Genomic DNA, 20,331 nt, shown 5'->3' with positions numbered 1-20,331 from the left:
CGGCTGTCCGGTAAAGTGAATGGCTGCTGCGTTGGGGCCTTTCGGGTTGCGGTGCTCCGACCGGCCGGCTTTCCGGATGGCGGTGCGGCCGGTTCATGGCGGACGAGCAGGCAGATAAGCAGAAGGAACAGGGAGCGAAGCAGGGCGGGAATCAGGTCATCTTTCATTCCGGTAAAGGGGCAGAAGCATCGCCGGTTACGGCACGCTGCAAAATGCTCTGGTCCGGCCGGAAACGGAACGGCGGTTATCTGAAAGGGAGGATTTCTTATTTGAAAAGCCTGGCAAGGGAAGAACTTCCGGGGCCGAAGCCTGAAGATTCACGACTTGGAGATGGAGGCCACCTTTTGCCGGGAGGCAGTCGGGTCAGTAAGTTTGAAGACTTTGCGGCTTTCTTTCATGAATCGGCTCAATGGGGTTTTTCCAGTATACCCTCTGCATAAAACTTATCCTGATCAACTACTTTAACCATGCCCGTTCCTGACCTCAACCGCCGACTTGCCGAAGCCTGCCGGATCGATCTGAACACGATCAGGAGAATATTAAGTTTGTGATGAATCAAACGTCCACACTATGAACCGGCTGCTCCGTATAATCACTTCCAAACGACCACTCATAGGGAAAAGCCTGCTTCTGGGGTTCTGCTTCTGGGCCGGCGTTCTCCTGGCCCAGGGGCCGTCCCAGAACCCGACCGATCCGGTCGTCATCACCTCCCTGAACGGGAAAACCCGGGTACGTACCGGGGAGAACGGGCAGCTACAAATAAATGTCTCCCCCAAAGAGGCTCAGACCTTCAGGAAGCGGGGGTGGGTCCGGTATAGTGACTTCGGGGCTAAGGGCGACGGCAAAACCGATGATCTGGACCCGATTGCCGGCACCCATGCCTTCGCCAATCAGCAGGGCCTGACGGTCAAGGCCGACCCGGGAGCGACCTACTATCTCGGCGGCAGGGAACGCACCGCCGAGATCCGGACGGATACGGATTTCGGTACGGCGGCTTTCCTCATCGACGATACCAACGTGCAAAACCGCACGGCCGCCGTTTTCCTGGTCAGTTCCAGCCTGCAGCCGTTCCCCCTGAAAGGAGTCACCTCCCTGAAACGCAGTCAGGATCAGATCGACGCATCCCTCCCCGGTCCCTGTCTGGTTACGGTCACCAATGCCCACGTCCGGCGATACATCCGGTTCGGACTGAACCAGAACAACGGAGCGGCCCAGACGGATATCTTTCTGGTGGATCGACAGGGAAAGGTTGACCGAAACGCTCCGATCATCTGGGACTTCGACCAGGTCACCGAGATCAGTGCGCTGCCCATCGACGAAAAGCCGCTGACCCTCACCGGGGGGCGTTTTACCACCCTGGCCAACCGGGCGGAATCGAAGTATACCTATTTCAGCCGGAACATCGCCGTCAGACGCTCCCATGTGCTGATCGACGGGCTGGAACACCGCATCACGGGCGAAGGGGAGCAGGGCGCTCCCTACGACGGCTTCCTGTCGATCCGGGACTGCGCCAACGTGACCGTCAGGAACGCTATCCTGACCGGCCACAAAACCTACACGACCATCGGGGCCGCCGGAAAACCCGTCTCGATGGGTTCTTACGATCTGACTGCCAACCGCGCCCTGAACATTTCCTTCATCAACTGCCGCCAGACCAATGACATCGACGACCGCACGTATTGGGGTATTCTGGGGTCTAACTACTGTAAGAATATGCTGTACGACCGGTGCGTCTTTTCGCGGTTCGATGCCCACATGGGGGTGGCCAACGCCACCATCCGGAACTCGACGCTGGGACACATGGGCATCAACGCCATCGGCAGCGGGACCCTGACGGTGGAGAACAGCACGATCCGGGGCAACAATCTGGTCAACCTGCGCTCGGACTACGGCAGCACCTGGCAGGGTCAGTTCGTGATCCGCAACTGCGTGTTCGTACCGGCCGGCGGCCGCCCCGTCAGCGCATCGCTGATCGGCGGCTCGAATTCGGGTCAGCATGATTTCGGGTATACCTGCTACATGCCGGAGCGGATCCTCATCGAGAATCTGCGCATCGAGGATGCCGGGCATCCGGAGAACTACCCGGGACCGGCCATTTTCGCCAATATGAATCCCCAGCTGACGGACGACTCCTATCAGGAGAAGTTCCCTTATATCGTCACCAGAGAAGTGATCCTCCGGAAGGTGACCACCGCCAGCGGTAAGCCCCTGCGCATCAGCGACAATCCGTTCATGTTCAGGAAGGTAAAGGTGGACGTGCAGTGAGGGGGTGGAGGAAGAGTCTTTAAGACCCGTATTCCATCGTCCTGAGAGCCATTCGTGACGGCCCATCAGGGACTTGCCGCTTCGGCACTCCGATCACAGATACAGTACCATAAAAAAGCCCGTTTTGGCGGGCTTTATTCTTGGTTAGTTATATTCGTTACCTAATTCAAGGGGGTCTTACTTCCCAATACAGAACTTACTAAAAATCGTCGCCAGCAGATCGTCGGTTGTGATTTCTCCCGTCAGTTCGCCCAAGTGGCGGAGGGCGTCGCGGAGGTCGATGGCGAGCCAGTCGGGGGTGAGGCCGGCCTCCAGGGCGTCCAGGACACGGGTCAGGGCGGCTTCGGTCTGGGTCAGGTGATCGAAATGGCGCAGGTTGGTCACTACCGCGCTGCCGGTCGTCACCTGGCGGTCCGTACGCACCCGGCGGGTCAGATGCTGACGCAGAACATCCAGATGTTCCTCCCGCGCGGCCGAAATCCAGAGGATGGGTTCGGGGGCCACTTCCGCCAGAAAGCTTTGTTTGGCCTCGCTGACCAGGTCTACCTTGTTGCCGACCAGCACATACGGTCTTTCGTACCCTTCCAGCTCACTTATGATGGTTTTCAGTTCTTCAGGGGTGGTCTGGGCGGCATCGAACAGATAAAGGATCAGGGCGGCATCGCGCATCTTCTGCCGGGTCCGCTCCACCCCGATGGCCTCGATCGTATCCGTCGTATGACGCAGGCCGGCCGTGTCGATCAGCCGGAAGCGAATCCCGTCGATGAACAATTCGTCTTCGATCACATCCCGCGTCGTTCCCGGAATGTCCGATACGATGGCTTTTTCCTCATTCAGCAGGACGTTCAGGAGGGTGGATTTGCCGGCGTTGGGCTTCCCGGCGATGACCGTCGGCACCCCGTTCTTGATGGCGTTGCCCACCTCGAACGAATCAATCAGCGGCCGCAGGACGCGCCGGATCTCCAGAACCAGCCGTTTCAGTTCCTCCCGTTTGGCAAACTCCACATCTTCTTCCCCGAAATCCAGTTCCAGCTCTACCAGGGAGGCAAACTCGATGAGTTGCTGCCGGAGGGCCTTCAACTGGCGGGAAAAGCCGCCCCGCAGCTGCGTCAGGGCGGCCCGGTGGGTGGCCTCCGAATCGGCCGAAATCAGGTCGGCCACGGCTTCGGCCTGCACCAGATCGAACTGCCCGTTCAGGAAGGCCCGCTGCGTGAACTCGCCCGGCCGCGCCATCCGCACGCCTTCCTTCAGCAGGAGCCGCAGGATCTGCCGGATGATGTAGTCGGAGCCGTGGCAGGAGATTTCCACCACGTCCTCCTTCGTAAACGAAGCCGGGCTGCGGAAGATCGATACCAGCACCTCGTCAATCAAGGTGTTTTCCTGATCCCGGATGGTGCCGAAGTGAATGGTATGGGAGGGCTGCTCCCGCAGGTCCTTGCCCCGAAAAAGGCGGCCGGTCAGCTCAATTGCGTTCTCCCCGGAAACCCGGATCACGGCAATGGCGCCGATGCCCGGGGCCGTGGCCAGGGCGGCAATCGGTTCTTGTTGTAAAATCATCTTCAGAGCCTCCGCCCGGCTTTCCGAATCCGGCCAGTTGTCGGACCGGATGCCGTCAGTAGGGGAGAGAATTTAATAATTTCGGAAAAATGGGGAGCGAACGGGTCATCCCGACCAGGCGGGTTTCCAGCGGCACTTTCGGTACGCTCAGCAGGTCGGCCATTTCATCGCCGAGGAAGAAACGCATCTGGGCGGCAGGGAGGTTCCGCAGAGCCGGTGGAGACAGCGATTCGATGGCGGCCAGCAGGGAGCGGGTCAGCACTTTACCCTGCTCCGAAGCCCGGAACTGCCGCCGGGCGATGGCCCGGTCCAGTTGATAGGCCTCCCGCAGGTTCCCGGGAAGCAGTTCTTCCCGTACGCCTAGAAGATATGCGGTTACGTTGATATGGTGCAGAAACGCTTCCTCGTCTTCCTCGCTCGCCGTGATTCCGGCCTTGCGCAGACCCCGGATAACGATATACGAAAAGGCCAGATTGGTGCCGGCCATGTCCTCCTGATTCACCGGATGGCCCCAGGCGGTATTCCAGCGGGCGTCGTTCAGGGTAAACCACCGGATGGCCGCGTGCATCAGGCGGACTTTCAGCGTCCGGTGGACGGCCCTGCCGTTTTCCCAGTCACTTTTTTTCATGACCCCGAAGATCCATTCCCCGGTTTCCTCCAGCCGTTTCCGGGTGTCGTTATGAATGCGCTGCGACAGCCACAGCACCTGCGCGCCGTCCGCCCCGGCATAGCAGTAGGGGAGGGCATAGCATCCGAGCGCCAGGGCGACGGCGCCCGCGTGTTCCCGAAAAAACCGCATGGCCCGCTCCATCCGGCGCCGGTCGGCCCAGTCGGGAAGGTGCTTGTGAGTAGCGATGAATTGCTGAACCGCCGGCGGCTGGTCGGACGGGTCGAGGTTGCGGGTATCGACCAGCCAGCGCATCAGGGTCCCGACCGAACTCCGCCCGCCCCGGCCGGCCACGGCTTCGATGACGGCGTCGGCGGCCGGGTCGCCCTGCCCGCGGTATTGCTGCAGAAGGTGGTCCGGAAAGGTACGGCTGGGTTTGACGGTTTTCAGCATGGCGTAAGCAAGGTTTCGGCTCCCGGAGAACGATCTGATGATCGCTCCCGGTTCCTTAACGTCCTGTTCGGCCGGGAGGTTTTCTACAGGGTGTCGAGGGTGGCGGAATCCACCGGCGCCGGAACGGGCTGCACGGGGGCCGGTTGGGCCGGAAGGGGGGCCTGACCGGGGAAGCCGTATCGGTTGGGCGTTTCGACGAACTCTATGCCGGTTACGAAGTACTTGGTTTCTCCGTTCCAGGGAAGTTTGGCCAGTTTTTCCTCGTAGTGCAGCGTCACGCGCTGCCCCGACCGGACGGCCTCATTGATCCGCTGGGCCACGGAGTCATTCTTAACGGAGAAATCGAAGTATTGGGGCGTCAGCGAACCGGTTTCACCTGAAAAGCCGCCCACGTTCAGGACGCCTTCCCAGGTTTTGAAAACATACCCCCGGCGGCTGAATTTGGAGATGGTTCCGGCCCGCTCCCCGTCGCTGTAACTCCAGGATGTGAGGTAGAATAAAATTCCGGCAACAATCAGAATCAGGATGAACAGAATCGTTAAACCTCTCATGCGTTTGATCGTCAGTTTATTTTATTGACGTACAAATGAACGAAAATGTTTTGGCTTCCCGACCAACCGGCTATTTCGAACGGATGGCGATGACGGGGTCCAGACGGGCCGCCAGCAGGGCAGGCAGGATGCCGGAAACCATACCGATGATGCTCGAAACGCCCAGACCCAGGATGATGTTGCCCGGGGAAAGGATGATTTCCAGGCTGCCGAGCTTCATGAACGACACCAGGTAAACCAGCAGAATACCCACCAGCCCCCCGATCAGGCTCAGAAACACGGCCTCGAACAGAAACTGGAACAGGATGAAATAATTCTTGGCGCCGAGGGATTTCTGAATGCCGATCAAATTTGTACGTTCTTTTACCGACACGAACATAATGTTGGCGATCCCGAAACCGCCCACCAGAATCGAGAAGCTGCCGATCACCCACCCGGCCAGCGTCAGCACGCCGAAAACGCCAGAAATGGCCTTGGCCGCGGCTTCGGGCCGGTTGATGGCGAAGTTGTCGTCCTGCATGGGTTTCAACCCCCGCCGGGCCCGAAGCAGCCCCCGGATTTCGCTCTCCACCTCCAGCAGGCCCTCGTCCTGCTCGAAGCCCTTGACGGCGATGTCGATGCTGGGGTAAACGGAATGATACATCTTGGCGAACGCACCGATCGGGATCAGGCATTTCGTGTCCGGATTGCCGCCGAAATCGAGCAGGCTGGCACCCTTCCGCTGCTGTACGCCGATCACCACATACTTGAGACCGTTCAGCTTGAATTCTTTCCCGACCGGGTTCTGTCCCGGAAACAGCGTCTCGGCGATGTCGGCCCCGATGATGGAAACGTTCCGGGAAGCCTCGATCTCCTGCGGAGAGAAATACCGCCCCTGTTCGACCGGCACCTCGGAAATCTTGTTGTATTCGTGGGTGGTGCCCTGAATGAGCGACTGAATGCTGTTGTTGCCGTTCCGGACCGTGACGCCCCCCCGAAAATCCATTGCCACCACGGCCTCCGCGTTTTCCAGCTTTTCGGCAAGAAACTTGAATTCTGTCAGCGAGGGTTCAGGCCGCTGGAAGTACTTCCACCACTGGTATTCCCCCCCGAAGCCCCAGGGCCATTTCTGAACATAAACCACCTTGTCGCCGATGCCGGCCAGGCTGTCCTTGATGTTCCGCTCCAGCGAGTCGACGATGGTGAAAACGGCGATAATGGCAAAAATGCCGATGGTCACGCCGAGCAGCGAGAGCGTCGTCCGGAGCAGGTTCGAGCGCAGCGCCTGCCACGCGAACCGGAAGCTTTCAAAAGTTTGACGAAGAAATTTCAAGGGCCGGCGGTTTTGGATAAGTTAAACGGAATAAATATACCGATCGGGGGGCATACCGCCAAACGATTTGAAAGGGAAGGGAGTTACACCGGATGTTTGGTTTGTTTTTGTAGCTTAGCGGTTCTTTGCATACGACCCTGAAATGAAACGCGTTCACTTCATCACCTTTACCCTCCTCCCTTTTTTTCTGATCGGATCCTGCCGTCCGGGAAAAAAATCTCCCGACCTGCGCAGGAGTTCCGGACAGTATGAGTACGAAAATGAAACCGGCCGGGAAAACCGCGCCCGCCAGGGACCCTATTACGCCGATAAACCCGGTGTGACCGGAAGCAGCGGCATGGTAGCCTCGGCCCATCCGGAAGCCTCGCGGGTTGGGGTCGAGATTCTGAAAGCCGGCGGGAATGCCGTCGATGCCGCCGTGGCGGTACAGTTCGCCCTGGCGGTGGTGTATCCTTCGGCGGGCAATATCGCCGGGGGGGGCTTTTTGGTCTACCGGGATAAAACCGGGCTGGCTTATTCGCTTGATTTTCGGGAAAAAGCGCCGGAGAAAGCCCATCGGGACATGTACCTGGATTCGACCGGGCAGGTCGTGGCGCGGCTGAGCGTGCTGGGTCAGCTGGCTTCGGGCGTTCCGGGGTCGGTCGACGGGATGGTGACGGCCCACCGGCGTTTCGGGCGGCTGCCCTGGAAACAGGTGCTGCAGCCGGCCGTCGACCTGGCGGAAAAGGGCGTGGTCCTGACCGAGCGGGAAGCCCTGGGCCTAAACCGGGTCAGGCAGTCCATCCGGCTGCTCAATCCGGGCAAAACCTACTTCATGAAAGCAGACACCAGCCAGCCATGGCAGGCCGGGGAGCGGCTGATCCAGCCGGACCTGGGCCGCACGCTGCGCCGGATACAGGAGCAGGGGCGGGCCGGCTTTTACGAAGGGGAAACCGCCCGGCTTCTGCTGGAGGAAATGCAGCGAGGAAAAGGCATCATCACGGCCTCGGACCTGCGCAATTACCGGTCGCTCTGGCGCGACCCGCTGATCGAATCGTATAAGCAATACCGCATCATCACCATGCCCCCGCCGTCGAGCGGAGGGGTGGCCCTGCTTCAGCTGCTGCGGTATACGGAGCCGTATCCGCTGAGCCGCTGGGGCTGGAACAGCGATTCGGCCGCCCAGGTCATGATCGAGGCCGAACGGCGCGTCTATGCCGACCGGGCCAAATTCATGGGCGACCCGGACTTCGTCAGAATACCGGTCCGGGAACTGCTGGACCGCCCCTATCTGCAAAGCCGCTGGACCGATTTTACCTTCACCCGGGCCACCGACAGCAAGGCCGTCGGGGCCGGGTCGATTCCGGGGTATGAAAGTTCGGAAACGACGCACTTCTCGGTGGTGGATAAGAACGGCAACGCCGTAGCCGTCACCACCACCCTGAACGGCAGTTACGGAAACCATGTGGTCGTGGACGGGGCCGGGTTCCTGATGAATAACGAAATGGACGATTTCAGCGCCAAACCGGGGGTGCCGAATATGTACGGTCTCGTCGGCAGTAAGGCCAATGCCATCGCCCCCAATAAACGGATGCTGTCGTCGATGGCGCCCACGGTGATCGAAAAGGACGGAAAGCTGTTGCTGGTGGTCGGAACGCCGGGCGGCTCGACCATCATCACCTCGGTATATCAGACCATCCTGAACGTGCTGGAGTTCGGTATGTCCATTTCGCAGGCGGTCAATGCGCTGAAATTCCACCACCAGTGGCTGCCCGATAAAACCACCTTTGAAAGCGGAGCGTTCCGGCCTGAAACCGTGCGGAACCTCCGGAAGCGGGGCTACGTGCTGGAACAGCTGACCAATTCGCTCGGCCGGATGGACTGCATCGGCGTTCGGCCGGACGGAACGCTCGAAGGGGCCTCGGACCCCCGATCGGACAATACCTCCGTAGGATACTGACCGCCGTTCGGTGGGCTTTTAAACCTTGCGGGCCGCAAACCCGTTTTTATCAATAATTTAATTCGCCATCCTGTTCAGAAATTATGAAAACGAAACTCGTTTCCACACTCCTCTTCTGCCTGATCAACACCGCTTTATGGGCGCAGGCAACCAAAAGCAGCGTTCCGTCCGCCGACGTCCGCAAGCGGCTGACCCAGATCTACGACAAGGACCAGAAGGAACGCGCGGCCTACGACGCCATCGAGCGCCAGTACGGCTGGGGCGCCAAAGAAGCGCAGGACGCCCGCCAGAAACTCAAGGACATGGACAAACAGCACCTGACCGAAGTCGAGCAGATCATCAGCCAGGTGGGCGGGTATCCGGGCAAGAGCCTCGTCGGGCAGCCGCTGGATCAGATCGCCTTCCTGATCATTCAGCACAGTACCGACCGCGCCGTGCATGAAAAATACCTGCCCATGATCATGGAAGCCTCCCGGAAAGGTGACCTCGACAAAGCCAGTGCGGCCTTTCTCACCGATCAGGTGAAAGTCCAGAAAGGGGAAAAGCAGGTCTACGGAACCCAGATCCGGATCAACAACGCCGGTAAAAAAGAACTGTATCCGGTGGAGGATGAGGGCACCCTCGACCAGCGCCGGAAAGACATGGACCTCGAACCGCTCGGTGCCTACCTGAAGCGGATGGGCGTCCCGCAGTAAATAGCCTTCAGAAATGGCCGTGGGTTTTGGCGGCTTCCAGTAAGCCGAGAACCGCCGTTTTGTCGATGTCCTCCGGCGAATGAAACTTGATGTGACGCAGCAGTTTGCCCGTCCCTTTCAGCACGCCCTGGGGGTCGGGCAGCTGGGTGCCGTATAAGAAGCCGAGGTTCACGCTCGACAGCAGGGGGGCGATGTAACAGATTTCCTCCGACATCCGCGGGCCGGTTCCGTACGTGATGGTTTTATAACCGGGGCGGACCTGTTCGTGGGCGTCGGGCAGAACACTTTTTACTAATTCCCGGACGTGAATCGCCAGATTCCGGACCTCGGGTTTGAAGTCGGCCAGGAAGGTTTCTACGGTGAGACTCATAAGGTGGATAATTTGGCAAAAGGTAACAGTTGTCCTGAAAAAGTTCAACTGCAAGCCGTTAAAAGATTATTGTTGCCGGTAAATTATCGTTTTCCCGCCTGATTATTCCTGTTGGAGCAGCACCAGCCAGGCTTCCTGCACTTTGTTCTGAGAAAGCAGTCGTTTGGATTCCAGCTGAAGCAGGTCGGGGAGGTACCGACAGCCGTACCGGGCTTCCTGAAAGAGAGGGTCCAGAATACCCGACTGCCGGTAGGCGGCCACTTCCTCGGGCGTGGGAAGCATTTCCTGACTGGCCAGCCGACCGAGATCGTTGCCGGTCAGGATGGCGCTGTTCTTTACGTATTCAGGTAGATTGTCAAAGCCGATGCCCCGTTTCGGCCGGCTCACCTCGAACAGTGCGTCGCCGTGCGCCCGGCAATACCAGTCGCCCCCCATCCGTCCGACAAGGTCGATGCGGGATGGGTCGATGGTGCCCCGCTCGTCGAAAATCTCCTCCTGAAAATGGGCCAGCACCACCTCGCAGATGATGAGGGTCCCTCCGCCCGGCCCGTCGCCCAGACTCAGAATTTGTCGGACAGTACATTCGTACGAAACCGGCGACTCGCCCACGCGCGGGGGCCGCACCCGCTCCGAAGGCACCTGCGTAAATCCCGCCTTGACGAATTCGTTGACGCCCCGTTCATACTCGGCGCTCGCCAGTGACATCTGCTCCACCATGCGGTAATTGACCATGTTGATCACTACCTCAGGCACCTCTTCCAGGTTCAGCAGGGTGTGTTTTTTCTGGGAATGCCGGTTGCGGTTGGGGCCGAAGACCAGGGTCGGCGGGTTGGAAGTGAAGACGTTGAAAAAGCTGAACGGACTCAGGTTGACGTTTCCCAGACGATCCACCGTGCTGGCGAACGCCACCGGTCGTGGGCCGACCGAGCCGATCATCAGGCGGTGAAAGTCGGGCTGGGCCAGGTCTTTGGGGTCGATCGTTCTCATTGGGATTTACCGGTTGATGCGACCGCTGACTTCTCCGAAATCCACCGTTCCGTTTCCGGCCCGGCCGCGCAGGATGAGCGTGTCGCCGTCCTGCAGAAAAGTCCGCGCGGAGCCGTCCGGCAGGGACAGCGGCCGGGCGCCGTTCCAGCTCAGTTCCAGCAGGGAGCCGTAGCTGCCCGGTTCGGGACCGGAGATGGTTCCCGTCGCCAGAATGTCGCCGACGTTCAGGTTGCAGCCGTTCACGGTATGATGGGCGATCATCTGGGCCGCGCTCCAGTACAGATGCCGGGCGTTGGTGCGGCTGATGACGGTTTCCGGCCGGCCGTCGCCGGTTTGCAGGGCGACTTCCAGTTCGATATCGAAGTGGGTTCTGCCGCTCGTCCGGAGGTAGGGCAGGGGCGTCGGCTCCTGCTTCGGGCTTTCGATGCGGCAGCCGTCCAGCGCTTCCAGCGGGACGACCCAGGGCGAAATCGAGGAGGCAAAGTTTTTTCCGAGAAACGGCCCGAGCGGCTGGTATTCCCAGCGCTGGATGTCGCGCGCCGACCAGTCGTTGAATAGTACGAGCCCGAAAATAAAGTCTTCGGCTTCTCCGACCGGTACGGGCTCGCCGAGTTCGGAAGTGCGGCCGATCACGATGCCGAGTTCCAGTTCGAAATCCAGCGCCTGCGACGGCCCGAAAACCGGCTGGTTGTCCGGACCCGGATACTGCCCCTGCGGACGGCGGATGGGGGTGCCCGAAACGACGATGGACGACGCCCGGCCGTGATACGCCACCGGCAGGTGTTTCCAGTTGGGGAGCAGCGGGTTGCCGTCGGGTCGGAACATCCGGCCCACGTTGGACGCATGCTCCTCACTGGCGTAAAAATCGGTATAGTCGCCGACCCGCACCGGCAGGTGCATCGTGACCCGCGCCGGGTCGATCAGTACCTGTTCCGCGATTTCGATGAAGGGTTTGTCGGGATGTTCGAGCAGGTCGATCAGCCGACGGCGGACGGCCTGCCAGACCGGCTTGCCGAGGGCCATGAAGTCGTTCAGGACGGGCTTGGCGAACACCGCCGGATCAAGGGGCAGATCCTTAAAAAAACCGAGCAGACTGACGATTTCCAGGTCGAGAATATGATCACCTGCGACCGGGCTGCCGGGAACCGGCTCTTTCACCAGTACCCCGACGCGCGGGCTGGCAATTCCGTAGCTGAAGATGCCGTAGGGAAGTGTCATAGGCTCTGTCCCCTTCAATCGCTGAAATTTTTATAGATGGAATCCATGATCCGGACAAAGTGCTGATAGTCCTCCTCGTTGAGGTCGCCCCAGCCTTTCCGGCGGATCTCCACGACGGTGGGCAGCACTTCGTGGTACTTCATTTTTCCTTCGGGCGTGAGTGAAACCAGAAATTTCCGCCGGTCGTTTTCGGTCATTCGGCGTTCGGTCAGCCCTTTCTTGCAGAGCAGGTCGATCATGCGCGTCACCGTGGGCGCATCCTTGGTGGTGAGGTCGGCCAGCACGTTCTGACTGATGCCGGGGTTACGATACAGATGGTCGATCAGCACCCACTGGTCTACCGTCAGGTCGAAGCCGGCTTCGTTGAACTGCTTCTGCAGTACGTTCCGGATTTTTTTAATGGTCGTATCGATCTTGAAAAAATAGGCCCGGTAGTCCGAAGGATGCGTCATAGCTGTGAAACGGATGCGTGCGACCGTCTCCGTCCTACAAAACTAACAACTCTTCGATTTTCTCCTCGATTTCCGAAACAGAATGATACAATTGCTCATACGACCGGATCACAAAGTACTGATCCTGATACCGGTCGATGATGTAGGGTGTTTTCAGCAGCGTGCCGACCTCATAGGGAATCCGCAGCGGTTTTTCGCTCGTGAGGCTGTAAGTGGTTTCGCCCACCGACGACAGAATGCCCCCGCCGTAGATCCGCAGGCCGTCGGCCTCCTGAATCAGTCCGAACTCTACCGTGTACCAGTACAGCCGGGAGATCATTTCGATGGCTTCCGGGTGGTCGACGTGCGCCAGGGCGATCCGGCTCAGAGCCGCCAGAAAGTCGCAGAACGACTGGTTCGACAGCATCGGCACATGACCGAAAGTATCGTGAAACATATCCGGCTCCTGAAGATAGTCGAGCTGGTCGCGACGGCGGAGCCAGGTCGTGGCCGGGAAGTTATGGTCCGCCATCAGCTCGAAAAATTCCCGGTTGGGAATCAGGCCGGGCACGGCCTTCACCCGCCATCCGGTCAGCTGCATCAGCCGTGGGTTCAGTTCCTGTTCGAAATCCGGGATGTGGTCGGCCGTGAAACCGGTCTGGCCGATGCCGTCCAGATAATCCTGGCTGGCTTTCCCCGGCAACTGCTTCATCTGCCGTTTGAACAGAATCCGCCAGACGGCCTGGTCGTCGGCGGTGTATTTTTCATAGGCCTGGTTCATGTCGTGAAGTGTTTGGCCCCGGACCTTTCGGGCGTCCGGGGCGGTTTCAGAGCGTTCCGCGCAGTTCCTGCTCGCGTTCGATGGCTTCAAAAAGCGCCTTGAAGTTGCCTTTTCCGAACGAGCGCGCGCCCTTCCGCTGGATGATCTCGAAAAACAGCGTGGGTCGCGGGCAAACCGGTTTCGTGAAGATCTGGAGCAGGTAGCCCTCGTCGTCACGGTCGGCCAGGATGCCCAGCTGCCGCAGCGACTGCATTTCCTCGTCGATATGCCCGATGCGGTCGAGCAGGTCGGAATAATACGCATCCGGCACTTTCAGGAATTCGACGCCCCGGTCGCGGAGGGCCGCCACGGTCGCCACGATGTCGTCGGTCGCCACGGCGATGTGCTGTACGCCCGGGCCGCCGTAGAAGTCGAGGTATTCTTCCACCTGGGACTTCTTTTTGCCTTCGGCCGGCTCGTTGATCGGAAACTTGATCCGGCCGTTGCCGTTGCTCATCACCTTGCTCATCAGGGCCGTATAGTCGGTGGAAATGTCCTTGTCGTCGAACGACACCAGCTGACTGAATCCCATCACCCCGGCGTAAAAGCTCACCCAGCGGTTCATCTCGTTCCAGCCGACGTTGCCCACCATGTGGTCGACGTACTTCAGACCGACCGGTTCGGGTCGGTACACCGGCTCCCACGCCTTGAAGCCGGGCAGAAAGACGCCCTGATAGGCGCTGCGTTCTACAAAAATATGGACGGTATCGCCGTAGGTATGAATGCCCGACCGCATCACGTAGCCGTGTTCGTCCTCCTCGCGGGTGGGGGCCAGAAACGGCACCGCCCCCCGCCGGGTGGTTTCCTCGTAAGCCCGCGTCGCATCGTCGACCCAGAGCGCGATGACCCGGATGCCGTCGCCGTGTTTGTCGATATGTCGGCCGATGTCGGTGTCGCCGTGGAGGGGCGAGGTCAGCACCAGCCGGATTTTGTCCTGCACCAGCACGAACGATTCGCGGTCGCGGAGACCGGTTTCCAGACCGGCGTGGGCCAGCGGCTGAAAGCCGAAAGCCGTCTGAAAATAATGGGCCGACTGCCGGGCGTTCGAAACATATAGTTCGAGGTAGTCGGTGCCGTTCAGCGGCAGAAAGTCGGCGACCTCAGGTTGGGCGATTTCCAGTGCTTCCATGGTTTGTTTATTGCTTCTGAAGGTGGTTTTATTCAAGCCAGGACTGATAGTATTTGCCGTCGTCGATCCGCAAGGCGGCTTCGGTCAGCATGAGCGGCCGGAACGTATCGACCATCACGGCGTATTCCTCCGTGCTTTTCTTACCGATGCTCCGTTCCATCGCGCCGGGATGCGGCCCGTGCGGAATACCGCCGGGGTGCAGGGTGATGTGTCCGCGGGCGATGTCATTGCGGCTCATGAAGTCGCCGTCGACGTAATAGATCACCTCGTCGGAGTCGATGTTCGAGTGATTGTAGGGGGCCGGGATGGCTTTCGGGTGGTAATCGTACAGCCGGGGGCAGAACGAGCAGACCACGAAGGCATCCGTCTGGAACGTCTGATGCACCGGGGGCGGCTGGTGGACCCGCCCGGTGATCGGCTCGAAATTGAAGATCGAAAAGCCGTAGGGGTAGTTGTACCCGTCCCAGCCGGCCACGTCGAAGGGATGCGTAGCGTAAACCAGGGTGTGCAGCACGCCCTGCTTTTTGATCTTCATTACAAAATCGCCGGTTTCATCGTGCGTTTCCAGGTCCTGCGGGCGTTTGATGTCGCGTTCGCAGAACGGCGCGTGTTCCAGCATCTGGCCGAACTGGTTCCGGTAGCGTTTGGGTGTGTAAATCGGGGAGTGCGACTCCACATACAGCAGCCGGGCCGGCTCGTCCGAAGGGTCGAACTCGATCTGGTAGATCATGCCGCGCGGAATGATCAGGTAGTCGCCGTATTCGAACGGGATGGTGCCGAGCAGCGTCCGGAGCCGGCCCGTGCCGTGGTGGACGAACAGCATCTCGTCGGCGTCGGCATTCTTGTAGAAGTAGTCGGTCAGGGACCGGCGGGGAGCCGCCAGCCCCAGAATCAGGTCCTTATTAACCATCAGCGGCACCCGGCTTTCCAGAAAATCGTCGGCAGGTTCGACCTGGAAGCCGATCAGCTTCCGGGCCATGATGTTCTGCCCGACCGCGACGGCGGGGTTCAGATCGACGCTTTCGCCGACCGCCTTCACCATCGTCGGGCGGTGGACGTGGTACATCAGCGACGACATCCCCTCGAAGCCGATCGTGCCGAATAGTTGTTCGTAGTACAACCCGACCCGACCCGACCCGTCGGCCGGTTTCTCGAACTGGGTGTGTCGCTTGGGCGGAATGGAGCCGAGGGTGTGGTAGAACGGCATGACGATGGGTCTTCTGAAACAGTTGTTTTACTAACTATTGCTTTACGTACAATTATAACGACAATTTGTCTGATTCTTGAACAATTAGGAGAATTTATTTGCTTAAAATTTGATTGAACGGCTGAAAAGCGGGAAATGCTCAATTCCTCGGCCGGATGCGCCGGACCTTCGGCCATTTCCTTATTTTTGCCGGACTCGTTCCGGGCGGGGCCGCTCCTCAGGGCAGCCGGTTTCGGAGTTCCGGGAATTTTCAACCCAAAACAGATAAACGAATCGGATGCAACCCACACTGCTAATTCTGGCCGCCGGTATGGGCAGCCGTTACGGTGGCGTCAAACAGATCGACCCGTTCGGTCCCAACGGCGAAACCATCATCGACTACTCCCTGTTCGACGCCATCCGTGCGGGGTTCGGGAAGGTCGTCTTCATCATCCGGGAGGAACTGCGCGACGACTTTGAAGAGATTTTCCTGCCCAAACTCAAAGGCAGGCTGGAAACGGATTTCGCCATCCAGGCGCTGGAATCGTATGTCCCTGAGGAACTGGGACCGGTTCAGCGGACGAAGCCCTGGGGCACCGGGCACGCCATGCTCTGCGCCAAAGACCACACCAGCACCCCTTTCGCCGTCATCAACGCCGACGATTTTTACGGCCTGGAAGCGTTTCAGCTTCTGAACGACTTTCTGACCACCGATACCGACGACACCATGCACGCCATGGTCGGCTACGAGATTCAGAATACGCTTTCGGACTACGGCTCGGTATCGCGGGGCGTCTGCGCCCTGAACGGCGACGGCACCCTGGCGTCGGTGATCGAGCGGACGAAAATCTACCGCAAAGACGACCAGATCGTATTCGAGGAAGCCGACGGACTGACGCCCCTGACGCCCGACACGCCCGTTTCGATGAACTTCTGGGGCTTCAAGCCGGCGGTATTCCCGCTGGTGCAGGAACAGTTCGCCGATTACGCCCGGGCCAACATGGACTCGCCGAAAGCGGAATTTTACATCCCGACCATCATGACCAACCTGATTCAGCGCGGGCAGGGCGCCTGCCGGGTGTTCCGGAGCCGCTCGGAATGGTTCGGCGTCACCTATCCCGAAGACAAACCGCTGGTGCAGGCTTCTTTTCGGCGGCTGCACGCGGCCGGAAAGTACCCGGACAAACTCTGGTGATGGCCTTTCAGAAGCCGAAAAACGAAAAAGCCCCGGTTGCACAACCGGGGCTTTTTTCATTACCGAAGAAATAGTTAGCCTTTTCCGATAAGGGCGTAAGGCAAACCGGTAAAAAGGTGATTTCACTTTTTAAAGTACTTATAGTAAGATACCTAAAAATATTGACTTTTTCTAAGGTTAAGCTTGAAAATACAAACAACTTTCGGGTGGGTAATATTGGGGTAATTGACTTGATTTCAATGTTGTATAAATTTGCAAGCAACAAAGGCTCGGATGGAGGTAAGTAGAGTAAGCATTTTGTTTATTGTACTATATCAAGTCTGAATACAACCTGTAAAGAAAAGTCATGAAAACGAATTTTGTCAACAATAACGTACGGTTTGGTCTGGCCCTGCTGGCCGCTGCCGGTCTGCTGACCATCGCACCCTCAACGGCATCTGCCCGGGTAGAAGACGGTCCCAAAGCGGAAACGAAAACCAACTCGGTTTCCATCCGCGAAGTAGGTAATCTGAAGTTCAAGGTATCGGTTGCACAGCCGGTCGAAGATAAAGTCCAGGTTCTGATCACCGACGAATCCAACACCCGTCTGTATGTCGGCACCCTGTCTAAAAAAGACCAGCTGGGTCGCGTATTCGACCTGTCGAACCTGGCCGACGGCAAATATGTGATCGAAGTTGCCTACGGCAAGGAACGGGTGGCTCAGTCGTTCGCCATTCAAACGCAGGTAAGTCGTGTGGTCCTGGCGCGGAACTAAGCCCCTGAGGCTCTCTGCGCTTCCTTACTAACCGCCTTTCCTGTCCTTTGTAAAAGACCTGCAAGCATGGCTTGCAGGTCTTTGTTTTTCTAAAGGTCCGATTCCCAGATCACGGTTTCCTCCTTCTCGAACCAGGGCTGCAGGTGGGGCCGGTACCGGGATTCGATGCTCTTCCGGCGGATTTTCAGGCTCGGCGTCATCAGATTGTTGTCGGTGGTCCAGGGTTCCTTGACGATGACGGCCTTTTTCACCCGCTCGTAGGTGTGCAGCCGGGGGTTCAGGCGGTTGAGCGTTTCCTCCAGACTCTGCGTCACCAGTGACTTGTCGGTCCGGAGGCCGGTTTCCGAAAGAACGATGAGAGCGATCGGCTGCGGCAGTTCCTGCCCCGCGATGCAGATCTGTTCGACGTAATTGTTGTCGGCAAACCGGTGTTCGATGGGGGCGGGGGCCACATATTGGCCCTTGGTGGTTTTGAACTGATCTTTTACCCGACCGGTAATCGCCAGATACCCGTCGGCATCCAGTTCGCCCGCATCGCCGGTGTGCAGCCAGCCGTCCCGGTCCAGCACGGCCGCCGTCATTTCCGGTTCCCGGTAATAGCCGCGCATAGTCCATTCACAGCGGGTCAGCACCTCGCCCGTAGCCGGGTCGATCTTCACTTCCACACCCCCATACGGTTTTCCGACGGTGCCGTCGCGGATTTCGTCGGGCGGCATCATCGAAATGGCCCCGAGGTTTTCGGTCATTCCGTAAGCTTCCTGGATCACGATGCCGAGTTTACGGAACCATCGGATCAGCGACACGGGCATGGGTGCAGCCCCGGTCAGGATCAGCCGGGCGTCGTTCAGACCCAGCGACTGGCGGATGCTCCGCTTCACCAGCCCCGAAACGATCGGAATCTGAAGCAGCTGATCGAGTTTCTGCTGGGAAACCCGGGCCAGAATATTCTGCTGAAATTTCGACCAGATCCGCGGCACGGCCAGAAAGTGGGTCGGGCGGGCGGCCACCAGGTTGGCAGGAAACCGTTCGAGCGACTCGGAGAAATAGACCGTTCCGCCCGTAATCATGCTGTTGGCCTCGGTCAGGCTGCGTTCGGCGATGTGACAGAGCGGCAGGTAGGAAAAAAAGCGTGGGTCCGGCAGGTCGTGGCGCATCATCGGAATGGTATGATCGATGGCGCTGACCATGGCTTTGTAATCCATCATGACCCCTTTCGGGTTGCCGGAGGTGCCGGATGTATAGATGATCGTAAACAGGTCTTCGGGATGCGGCAGCGGATTGTCGGTCATGGGTTCGAATCGCCCCAGGATTTCTTCCCAGCGCGTAAGCCCTTCCTCCGGAGCAAGGCCCGGTGCGACGGACTCCGGGAAGGCCACGCAGGGCAGGCCGTCCGGGATTCCGGCCCGGATCACGGGCCAGTGATCGAGCTTCCCGACAAACAGCAGCCGGCAGTCGCTGTGGTCGAGCAGCGTCCGAAGCTGGTCCGGGTTCAGTGTCGGATAAAAGGGAACGGAAACGTGGCCGCTGAGGAGGATCGCCAGATCGGCGATGATCCAATGGGCGCAGTTCCGGGACAGAAGACCGATATGGCTTCGGGGCGGTAGGCCCAGTGAATTCAGATACGTGGCCAGCGTCCGGGCCAGCCGGCCGACCTCGCTCCAGGTAAAGTCCTGATAATGATCGCCGATCGGCTGGCGCAGATAGACTTTATCGGGCTGCTGTTTCTCCCAGTAGAAAAAGTAATCGATGAGAGTACGCCCAGTCTGAAGGTCAGAACGTAGTGTCTTCATGAAATGACCGGTTAGGGGAGTTGAAGTTTAAAAATAGTATTTCTTTCTGAAAAAATTGAAAAAATGTCAGAAAGTTTAGGAAGCGACTTTTCCACGGGGTCGTTGTGATCTTTCGGCCCTTTGTCTATTTTTAGAGGATGTTAAGGTCTGGTTTCATGCATGTGCTTTGGGCGCTGCTGCTTTTCACGAACGGGAAGGTAACAGCCCAGGCACCGAAAAATCTTCGCTCCGACGTCCGGCTGCCCGGTACGCCGGAATACACCAGTTCTCCGACGGGTTACCCGGTCTTTGAAACGGCCGAACAGGTGATCAGCGCCTTCAATTTCGCTCGCCGTCAGGAGGAGAAACAGATGAAGCTGCCGCCCAACAGCCTCGGACAGCTTACGTTACCGGAGGGATACGCAAAGGCTTCCGAGTCAGAACGGGCCCTTTTCCTGATCAATCAGGAGCGGACCATTCGGAACGGCGCCGATTACGGCACCGGTTCCCTCCGCACCCTGCCGCTCGAAGGGCTCGAAACCCACCTCAACGCGGTGGCCGAAGCCCATGCCGGCGACATGACCCGCCACCAGTTTTTCGGCCATACGAGCCACAACGGCCGCGACGCTCTCAAACGCATCACCGCCCAGTCGGTCTACGGCGGCAACTGCTACCAATTCATGGCCCGGGCCGAAAACATCTACATGTTCTGCTTCTATTCGTCGGACCTGCCGGTTCTCCGGCCCCCCGCCTTTCTGATCGAGCAGGCCCTGTTTTCGTGGCTGTATCAGGACGCTTCCTCGGCCTGGGGGCATCGGGAAACCATTCTGATTCAGAACCGGGATGCGTCGGGCGGGCAGGGCTTCCGCAATGACCGCGGCACCCCCGGTTCGGAGGGTTTCCTGGGGATCGGCATTTCCTCCGTGGCCGGCTACCGGCCCTGCTCCAACCTGCCCGGCTACCGGAAAGCGGGCCATGTGGTGGTGATGAATATTGCCGACCCGGCGCCCGACTGCCCCTATACCGTTCCGGTCCCGACGCTGCCGTCACCGGTTACCGGAAGCCGTAAATAAAAAAATCGGGATACAGCGGT

19 protein-coding genes are annotated in these 20,331 nt (G+C 59.0%); 7 read left to right on the top strand and 12 right to left on the bottom strand.

The annotated features are described in order from the left end of the window. Positions 1–95: 95 nt before the first annotated feature. Both DX909_RS15685 and DX909_RS15680 read left to right on the top strand, forming a co-directional pair. Entirely contained in the window at positions 96–440 is a 345-nt protein-coding gene (locus DX909_RS15685) for a hypothetical protein (protein WP_128546138.1), read from the top strand. A gap of 130 nt (positions 441–570) precedes the next feature. Continuing rightward, a complete protein-coding gene (locus DX909_RS15680; RefSeq protein ID WP_229311060.1) occupies positions 571–2,265 on the top strand; it encodes a right-handed parallel beta-helix repeat-containing protein in 1,695 nt (564 codons plus the stop codon). A 177-nt stretch (positions 2,266–2,442) separates the two neighbouring features. Here DX909_RS15680 and mnmE read toward each other — a convergent pair whose 3' ends face one another. The 4 genes from mnmE to DX909_RS15660 all read right to left on the bottom strand — a co-directional run bounded on the left by mnmE (position 2,443) and on the right by DX909_RS15660 (position 6,745). Beyond that, on the bottom strand, positions 2,443–3,822 hold the full coding sequence (mnmE, locus tag DX909_RS15675; protein WP_128546137.1) for a tRNA uridine-5-carboxymethylaminomethyl(34) synthesis GTPase MnmE: 1,380 nt from the start codon (positions 3,820–3,822) through the stop codon (positions 2,443–2,445). A gap of 55 nt (positions 3,823–3,877) precedes the next feature. After that, positions 3,878–4,882, bottom strand: a complete 1,005-nt coding sequence (locus DX909_RS15670) for an oxygenase MpaB family protein (RefSeq protein ID WP_128546136.1) — start codon at positions 4,880–4,882, stop codon at positions 3,878–3,880. Positions 4,883–4,965: 83 nt separating this feature from the next. Beyond that, complete coding sequence (locus DX909_RS15665) at positions 4,966–5,433, bottom strand: DUF8785 domain-containing protein (protein WP_128546135.1); 468 nt, start codon at positions 5,431–5,433, stop codon at positions 4,966–4,968. Positions 5,434–5,503: 70 nt separating this feature from the next. After that, positions 5,504–6,745 (bottom strand): ABC transporter permease, encoded by a 1,242-nt coding sequence (locus DX909_RS15660; RefSeq protein WP_128546134.1) that lies wholly within the window; start codon positions 6,743–6,745, stop codon positions 5,504–5,506. Between the two features lie 142 nt (positions 6,746–6,887). On the opposite strand from DX909_RS15660, the gene ggt reads away from it, so the two are divergent. Together ggt and DX909_RS15650 are read left to right on the top strand one after the other, a co-directional pair. After that, the gene (gene ggt / locus DX909_RS15655; protein WP_128546133.1) at positions 6,888–8,684 is read left to right on the top strand and encodes a gamma-glutamyltransferase; all 1,797 of its coding nucleotides are present in this window, start codon (positions 6,888–6,890) and stop codon (positions 8,682–8,684) included. 83 nt (positions 8,685–8,767) lie between these two features. Beyond that, positions 8,768–9,379, top strand: coding sequence for a DUF6624 domain-containing protein (locus tag DX909_RS15650; RefSeq protein WP_128546132.1), 612 nt, complete (start codon positions 8,768–8,770; stop codon positions 9,377–9,379). A gap of 7 nt (positions 9,380–9,386) precedes the next feature. On the opposite strand, the gene DX909_RS15645 is transcribed toward DX909_RS15650, so the two are convergent. The 7 genes from DX909_RS15645 to DX909_RS15615 form a co-directional block, all read right to left on the bottom strand. Then, positions 9,387–9,749, bottom strand: a complete 363-nt coding sequence (locus DX909_RS15645) for a DUF1801 domain-containing protein (protein ID WP_128546131.1) — start codon at positions 9,747–9,749, stop codon at positions 9,387–9,389. Between the two features lie 102 nt (positions 9,750–9,851). Continuing rightward, positions 9,852–10,736 carry a flavin reductase family protein gene (locus DX909_RS15640; protein WP_128546130.1) on the bottom strand — a complete coding sequence of 295 codons (885 nt, stop codon included), beginning with the start codon at positions 10,734–10,736 and terminating at the stop codon, positions 9,852–9,854. Between the two features lie 6 nt (positions 10,737–10,742). Further along, on the bottom strand, positions 10,743–11,954 hold the full coding sequence (gene fahA / locus DX909_RS15635) for a fumarylacetoacetase (RefSeq protein ID WP_128546129.1): 1,212 nt from the start codon (positions 11,952–11,954) through the stop codon (positions 10,743–10,745). A gap of 14 nt (positions 11,955–11,968) precedes the next feature. Beyond that, a complete protein-coding gene (locus tag DX909_RS15630; protein WP_128546128.1) occupies positions 11,969–12,406 on the bottom strand; it encodes a MarR family winged helix-turn-helix transcriptional regulator in 438 nt (145 codons plus the stop codon). Positions 12,407–12,440: 34 nt separating this feature from the next. Continuing rightward, positions 12,441–13,256: a phenylalanine 4-monooxygenase gene (gene phhA, locus DX909_RS15625; protein ID WP_374755864.1), complete on the bottom strand. Its 816-nt coding sequence runs from the start codon at positions 13,254–13,256 to the stop codon at positions 12,441–12,443. After that, on the bottom strand, positions 13,213–14,334 hold the full coding sequence (gene hppD / locus DX909_RS15620) for a 4-hydroxyphenylpyruvate dioxygenase (protein ID WP_128546126.1): 1,122 nt from the start codon (positions 14,332–14,334) through the stop codon (positions 13,213–13,215). Before hppD ends, phhA begins: the two co-directional genes overlap by 44 nt. 28 nt (positions 14,335–14,362) lie before the next feature. Beyond that, entirely contained in the window at positions 14,363–15,541 is a 1,179-nt protein-coding gene (locus DX909_RS15615) for a homogentisate 1,2-dioxygenase (RefSeq protein WP_128546125.1), read from the bottom strand. A gap of 277 nt (positions 15,542–15,818) precedes the next feature. Here DX909_RS15615 and DX909_RS15610 point away from each other — a divergent pair, with 277 nt between their 5' ends. Both DX909_RS15610 and DX909_RS15605 read left to right on the top strand, forming a co-directional pair. Beyond that, positions 15,819–16,715, top strand: coding sequence for a nucleotidyltransferase family protein (locus DX909_RS15610; RefSeq protein WP_128546124.1), 897 nt, complete (start codon positions 15,819–15,821; stop codon positions 16,713–16,715). A gap of 346 nt (positions 16,716–17,061) precedes the next feature. Then, positions 17,062–17,469, top strand: coding sequence for a hypothetical protein (locus DX909_RS15605; protein WP_128546123.1), 408 nt, complete (start codon positions 17,062–17,064; stop codon positions 17,467–17,469). An 89-nt stretch (positions 17,470–17,558) separates the two neighbouring features. On the opposite strand, the gene DX909_RS15600 is transcribed toward DX909_RS15605, so the two are convergent. Further along, a complete protein-coding gene (locus tag DX909_RS15600) occupies positions 17,559–19,259 on the bottom strand; it encodes an AMP-binding protein (RefSeq protein WP_128546122.1) in 1,701 nt (566 codons plus the stop codon). 155 nt (positions 19,260–19,414) lie between these two features. Between DX909_RS15600 and DX909_RS15595 the strand changes: the two genes are divergently transcribed. Continuing rightward, positions 19,415–20,311: a CAP domain-containing protein gene (locus DX909_RS15595; protein WP_128546121.1), complete on the top strand. Its 897-nt coding sequence runs from the start codon at positions 19,415–19,417 to the stop codon at positions 20,309–20,311. Positions 20,312–20,331 lie beyond the last annotated feature (20 nt).

The sequence above is a fragment of the Larkinella soli genome, from assembly GCF_003703975.1.
In the GTDB taxonomy this organism is placed as follows: domain Bacteria; phylum Bacteroidota; class Bacteroidia; order Cytophagales; family Spirosomataceae; genus Larkinella; species Larkinella soli.
The sequence above is the reverse complement of the archived record's forward strand: the minus strand, read 5'-3'. Positions and strand labels throughout refer to the sequence as shown.

Excerpts from the sequence above, each read along its gene's own strand:
- DX909_RS15600 (WP_128546122.1), bottom strand. The coding sequence starts at position 19,259 with ATGAAGACACTACGTTCTGACCTTCAGACTGGGCGTACTCTCATCGAT.
- DX909_RS15685 (WP_128546138.1), top strand. The coding sequence starts at position 96 with ATGGCGGACGAGCAGGCAGATAAGCAGAAGGAACAGGGAGCGAAGCAG.
- hppD (WP_128546126.1), bottom strand. The coding sequence starts at position 14,334 with ATGGAAGCACTGGAAATCGCCCAACCTGAGGTCGCCGACTTTCTGCCG.
- DX909_RS15640 (WP_128546130.1), bottom strand. The coding sequence starts at position 10,736 with ATGAGAACGATCGACCCCAAAGACCTGGCCCAGCCCGACTTTCACCGC.
- DX909_RS15595 (WP_128546121.1), top strand. The coding sequence starts at position 19,415 with ATGCATGTGCTTTGGGCGCTGCTGCTTTTCACGAACGGGAAGGTAACA.
- DX909_RS15680 (WP_229311060.1), top strand. The coding sequence starts at position 571 with ATGAACCGGCTGCTCCGTATAATCACTTCCAAACGACCACTCATAGGG.
- DX909_RS15630 (WP_128546128.1), bottom strand. The coding sequence starts at position 12,406 with ATGACGCATCCTTCGGACTACCGGGCCTATTTTTTCAAGATCGATACG.
- DX909_RS15610 (WP_128546124.1), top strand. The coding sequence starts at position 15,819 with ATGCAACCCACACTGCTAATTCTGGCCGCCGGTATGGGCAGCCGTTAC.
- DX909_RS15650 (WP_128546132.1), top strand. The coding sequence starts at position 8,768 with ATGAAAACGAAACTCGTTTCCACACTCCTCTTCTGCCTGATCAACACC.
- DX909_RS15605 (WP_128546123.1), top strand. The coding sequence starts at position 17,062 with ATGAAAACGAATTTTGTCAACAATAACGTACGGTTTGGTCTGGCCCTG.
- DX909_RS15670 (WP_128546136.1), bottom strand. The coding sequence starts at position 4,882 with ATGCTGAAAACCGTCAAACCCAGCCGTACCTTTCCGGACCACCTTCTG.
- DX909_RS15615 (WP_128546125.1), bottom strand. The coding sequence starts at position 15,541 with ATGCCGTTCTACCACACCCTCGGCTCCATTCCGCCCAAGCGACACACC.
- DX909_RS15645 (WP_128546131.1), bottom strand. The coding sequence starts at position 9,749 with ATGAGTCTCACCGTAGAAACCTTCCTGGCCGACTTCAAACCCGAGGTC.
- fahA (WP_128546129.1), bottom strand. The coding sequence starts at position 11,954 with ATGACACTTCCCTACGGCATCTTCAGCTACGGAATTGCCAGCCCGCGC.
- DX909_RS15665 (WP_128546135.1), bottom strand. The coding sequence starts at position 5,433 with ATGAGAGGTTTAACGATTCTGTTCATCCTGATTCTGATTGTTGCCGGA.
- mnmE (WP_128546137.1), bottom strand. The coding sequence starts at position 3,822 with ATGATTTTACAACAAGAACCGATTGCCGCCCTGGCCACGGCCCCGGGC.
- ggt (WP_128546133.1), top strand. The coding sequence starts at position 6,888 with ATGAAACGCGTTCACTTCATCACCTTTACCCTCCTCCCTTTTTTTCTG.